The 5234-nt window shown below is 43.0% G+C and carries 6 protein-coding genes; all 6 read left to right on the top strand.

Going from position 1 to position 5234, the window contains the following annotated elements; all coding sequences use genetic code 11:
• Positions 1-617 precede the first annotated feature (617 nt).
• Complete coding sequence (locus tag VLN09_RS07055) at positions 618-2147, top strand: hypothetical protein (protein WP_325245022.1); 1530 nt, start codon at positions 618-620, stop codon at positions 2145-2147.
• A 194-nt stretch (positions 2148-2341) separates the two neighbouring features.
• A complete protein-coding gene (locus VLN09_RS07050) occupies positions 2342-2578 on the top strand; it encodes a PA3496 family putative envelope integrity protein (RefSeq protein ID WP_325245020.1) in 237 nt (78 codons plus the stop codon).
• 317 nt (positions 2579-2895) lie between these two features.
• Entirely contained in the window at positions 2896-3453 is a 558-nt protein-coding gene (locus tag VLN09_RS07045) for a UPF0149 family protein (protein ID WP_325245018.1), read from the top strand.
• A 79-nt stretch (positions 3454-3532) separates the two neighbouring features.
• Entirely contained in the window at positions 3533-3994 is a 462-nt protein-coding gene (locus tag VLN09_RS07040) for a YbjQ family protein (RefSeq protein WP_325245016.1), read from the top strand.
• 51 nt (positions 3995-4045) lie between these two features.
• Positions 4046-4555 carry a YbjQ family protein gene (locus tag VLN09_RS07035; protein WP_325245014.1) on the top strand — a complete coding sequence of 170 codons (510 nt, stop codon included), beginning with the start codon at positions 4046-4048 and terminating at the stop codon, positions 4553-4555.
• Between the two features lie 344 nt (positions 4556-4899).
• On the top strand, positions 4900-5234 hold a 335-nt coding region (locus tag VLN09_RS07030), incomplete at its 3' end, for a bile acid:sodium symporter family protein (protein ID WP_325245012.1).

Genomic DNA, 5234 nt, shown 5'->3' with positions numbered 1-5234 from the left:
ATCGAGTGAGGATACATGCGTTGGCAATACCACAATCAAAGCAAAAATGGGCAAGGATTGTAGTGCATCAAAATCCTGTAAGTTAGTGCCCTCTGGTAATAACGAGGCCACAGAATCAACCGCCTGTTGCCATGCTTTGCTGTCTTTTGGTAACGAGTAAGAGGTATTGTTTGGCATCGCTCAATTGTCCCTTGTATGCTGATATAAGATTGGGAATAATAACAGCTTTATAGGTCAGCGACTATAGATGAGGCACAAAGTATCAGCGCCACATAAAGTAGCGACTGCCGCAAAAAAAAGCGGCCTAAAATAAAAGAAAAGTATGACAAAAAATTTATGATACTCGTTAACGCCATAACCCTTACTATGGTGATATAGTAGAGGTTGATGCGCGTGTAAACAGATAATAAATACTGGCTAAATGCTTGCGCCGCACATAATTGCATAACAAATCTACTGTACGATGGCAGCGTCTCATAATCGATTTTTTATAAAAAAATTATTTAGACAATGCGGTATTGAATTGAACAAATATAGCTGCATATTCTTGCAAAAATGAGCGAATGAGCGATAGCCTCGTTTTTTAATTCCAATTATTCAAAAAAGTTTCCCATATCATGACCTATTTAGCGCCGCGGCAAGGGTTATTTGCCATCATTCTTCTGGTTAGTTTTTGTTTGCAAACCCTATTATTGGTCATCAGTACCGATCAACAGCTGAGCAACAGTCGGGCGCAAAAAGGCGAACAAATGGTCGCCCAGCTTATCGACGAAGCACGCCTGTCTTTAGAGAATAAAGACCGTGTCAGCTTAAGCGTCATTGCCAATCGCTATACCAGCGAGCAGGATGTGACCCGTATCTTGATTAAAGACAATAACGGCGATATCTTAGTGCCAGTCGGTAATGCACCGATGCAGCAAGGTGATACCATCAACCAAATCGCCACTAAAGGCGATGCGGTCATAGGTAGTGTGGCATTGACCCTAAAAGATATTAGTAAGGGCGAAATCATTGCCATGCAGTTGCCTTTTGTGATTGGCTCGATGGTGCTGCATTTATTGCTGTGGCTGACTTATAGCTATATTGCCCGCCCAACCAGAGAGCAAATCAACGCCATCAGCCGCGATGTTCAAGACTTGCATCGTGAGCAATATACGCAGCTCGACCAGCGCGGTTATGATCGTGAGCGAGAACGTCGTCAATCAGCGCCTAGCACTGCAACTGATGAGACCAATAGCAGTCAAAGTAATGAGGTGCTTAACGATGGTGATAGCCCTGTAAGTAGTACTAATTCCCAGGAAAATTCGAGCGCGGCGCATAACCAACCAGCTACTACTCGTAAGTTGGATATTCATAGTGCGGTCAATCAGTATGTCAGAACACAGCAAAATCAAGACGCTGCGCTCGATGGTGATGCTGTTGGCGATAACGGCAGTGCAAGTATCGGTGACAACGTTGCAGCAGGCGATACGGATGCGACCAGTCCTCTGAATGACAATCACACAAAAGATCATATAGGTCGTAATCCCTCTCGCTTGTCTGCTACCAGACCCTTTGATAGTGTTAGCATCCAAATCGTCTTTCATGATGAATTTAATATGCTAGAGCGCCTAGCACCGTCTCAGCGTTTGCCATATTTGGCACTCTGTACACAGCTGCTAAATCAGGCAGTCACTGAGTTACTGAAACAGCCGCTGCTACTAGGTGTGAGCGTATTGAATAAGCCGAGCTTTGATGAAAGCGGTGCCTACGTGATGCTCAAGGCAGACAATAGCCATGCAAAAGTCGCATTAGCAGGTGTGATGCTTGCCAAACTGTACCTGATGCTTAATAAAATTATCCATAACAAGCATATTGAGCTATCACGATTTGCTTTGCCAGCAAAAGCGGGTGTCAGTGACAATGCCCAAGTTGAGGCAATGACACATCTGCTAGACAGTGTCGGCAAAAAAGAGCAGATATTGATTTTATTGCCGAATAGCGGTCTCAAACAAATCAGTCATCATGTACAAGTACAAAGCGTCATGCGTCCAACGACGGTTTATGAGCGTGAGTGTGCGATATTTGATGGTGGTAATGATGCTATGATTCAGCGTTTGGCGGATGTGCGTAATGCGGTACTGATGATTGATGATACAGAAGAGTAGGCTTAGATCGTCTATTTATCTTGTAATAAATCTCTACAATTGCCTGTTCTATAATGACCAATAGTGTCTTGTTGTTGACTTGTAAATGCGTCATAGTAATAAAAAGCATTGACAACGCTTAATAGAGACTTTATAAGGCATATATATATTGATAACTTTTCAATAATTTTGCCCAAAAAAGATAGGAGTTGGTCATGAGTGATGCTGATATTGATGACGATTTTGATGATGATTTCGTCGATGATGATGATGCAAAAATGGTTGAAGAGGCTGAGAAAAGTGTACGTACACGCTTAAGCAGCCTTGAAAAACGTCGTTTAATTGATAATCTGTTAGAAGAAAAACGTTTGGCTAAAGAGCTAAAAGACGATCTTGATGATATCGATAATTTCGATGAAGATGGTGATGATTGGGACGATGACGAACTCTAGTTTGTCATTGCCTGCATCAGGTTATCAAGTAACTGTTTTACGCTATAATTTCTAAACCATTATTTGCATTGTCATTGGTATTAGCTGACCATCGTTAACTAATTACTCTAAGCTTGCTGTGCTAAGCTGGTTAGATTCTGTCTTTAAGTGCAAGCACTTAACCAGCTCGCTTTATCAAAGTGCTATTAAAAAAGCTCTGTTAGTATCTGTTTATTACAAATTATTCCAAATAACCGTCATCTTTAGCCTTTTTGTCATTTTATATGACCCTTATTTATTGCGCTTAATGCCATCCATCTTTTAAGGACAACCTCACCATGACAAACCAACTTAGTTTCGATGAACTATTAGATTATTTAGACAACGAAGAAAGCACGTTTGTGCTTGATAGTGTTGCCACCCATGGTTTTTTGACAGCGACCGTCATTGGTCGTCCACTACCCAATTGGTTAGAGGCATTGTTTGAAGATCATGTGAGCGAGATTCCAGCAAACGTCATTGACGGTATCCAGCGCTGGCGCGAATCTATCATCGCTGAGCTAAAAAACGAGACGCCTATTGAGCTGCCGTTTGGCGAAGATGCAGGTAATGAAGAAGTAGCAGTCGATTTTTCTGATGATTCAGATATCGTGGCGTGGTCAATTGGGTTTGTTGATGCGATGTATGGCGATGAAGCCAGCGATTGGTTTGAAGATGAAGAAACTGCAGAAGATGTGGCAGTGTTGACCTTGCCGATGATTGTGCTCAGCGGTATTGACGATGAAGACCCTGAGCTTGCTGAGATGCGTAAAGATCAAGATAAAATGGTGCAAATGGTAAACAGCATTGAGGGCAACTTAACTGAGCTGTTTTTGTTGTTTCATACCAACGACTAGTAAAGCTAAAATAACTCGCGTTGCTAGAGATGGCTGAACGGCAGCTGAATATTCTATAGATCACCAATAAGGTCGTGCTATGACTGTACAACTCTCCAATCTTGAGCACTTGCCCAATTACCAGATTACTGAGCGCTTAGATGTGGTATACGGTAGTACCGTGCGCTCAAAGCATGTTGGTAAAGACTTGTTTGCTGGGCTAAAAAATATCGTAGGCGGTGAGCTCACTGCCTACACTGAACTGTTAGAAGAGTCGCGTCAAGAAGCGATAGATCGGATGATTGTCAAAGCCGAAGCACTAGGAGCGGATGCTGTCGTTGGTCTGCGTTTTTCGACCTCTAGCATTGCGCAAGGCGCTTCTGAGCTGTTCGTCTATGGTACAGCAGTCAAAGCCGTACCGATGCCGCAGCAGCCTACCTATCAACCACCGCATCATCAGTCAGGTCACTCTCAGTATCAAGAGCCTGTGTCATCAGCGCCTCAGCCATCAACAGTACAGTCGCCTGATGACTTACCGCGCTTTAATCCTTTTGGTGAGTAAGCCTGCGTTCAAGTACTGACTGGTAGCCTTTTTGATGATAAGAGACGTTCCATGAATCAATCGTTCACCCAAATGCTGATCAACTATGCACCGCTGCTGGTCTTATTTATAGTTGGCTGGTTTTTTGGTGCGCGTCATGAGCGTCAGCATCTGGCGAGATTGGCTATTGCCGAAACCGAGTTGAGCCATATTATCGTCTCAAGTGAGCGTTTTTATGTGCCAAAAATAGTTACTCATTCTGAGGGTGAACTGGTGCTTGGCAGCGTCGTTATCGCCCAAGATTATTTTAAAATGGTGATTGCCAAAGTGCTGAGTCTTTTTGGCAAAAATCTTACTACCTATGAGACTCTACTCGACCGCGCCCGCCGTGAAGCTCTAGTACGTATGCGCACTCAAGCGCAGATGAAAGGCTATAACCATATCTACGGCTTACGTCTCGAAGTGAGTAATATCAATCAATTAGGCAGCATGGTCGAAGCCATTGCTTATGGCACGGCGGTCATCAGTATCGACAATGTTAGTGCCGGTGTCGCTATTTCTCATTCCAAATCCTCTATTTAGACCTTCTGCTTAAACTTTCACCCACATATTCTTTATGTGTTCTGCAAGACAATATTTGACTGGTGAGTAGTTGAATAAAGCAAATAAAGAGACTTTCACAACGATATACTTACTTTCCTTGTTCCAAAATTATGGTGGGACGTGTACCTCGTTGTCCTGCAAAAATAGTACGGTACAAGACATCGGATGATAAAAAATATTGGATGGTACAAAAAAGCATCACACAAAAACGCTGATGACGTTGATGGCTTTTACCTAAAATAATCAGCAGGATTGGCTGATTAAGCATCACGGCATTATCATACACTGACCCAGAGTAGGGTCTTATCTACATGGATGTAGTTATGGAAAGTCTTGAGATAGTCACGTTAGTAAATTCAGTTGTCATTCCCATTTGCCTATTTTTGATTATGATGGGTATGGGTCTGACCCTCGTCGCAAACGATTTTAAACGTGTTTTAAAATACCCAAAAGCCGTTGGTATTGGCTTGACCAATCAGCTGTTACTGTTGCCCGTCATTGGTTTTGTATTGGCAAACATCCTGCCGTTAGAGCCTGAGTATGCGGTAGGGGTTATGTTGCTAGCAGTATGTCCAGGCGGCACAACTTCCAACTTATTTACCTATTTGGCCAAAGGCGATGTCGCACTTTCGGTCACGATGACGGCGATTGCCAGTGT

The sequence above is a fragment of the Psychrobacter sp. genome (assembly GCF_035469765.1).
GTDB lineage: Bacteria > Pseudomonadota > Gammaproteobacteria > Pseudomonadales > Moraxellaceae > Psychrobacter.
This window is presented reverse-complemented; position numbering and strand designations above follow the sequence as displayed.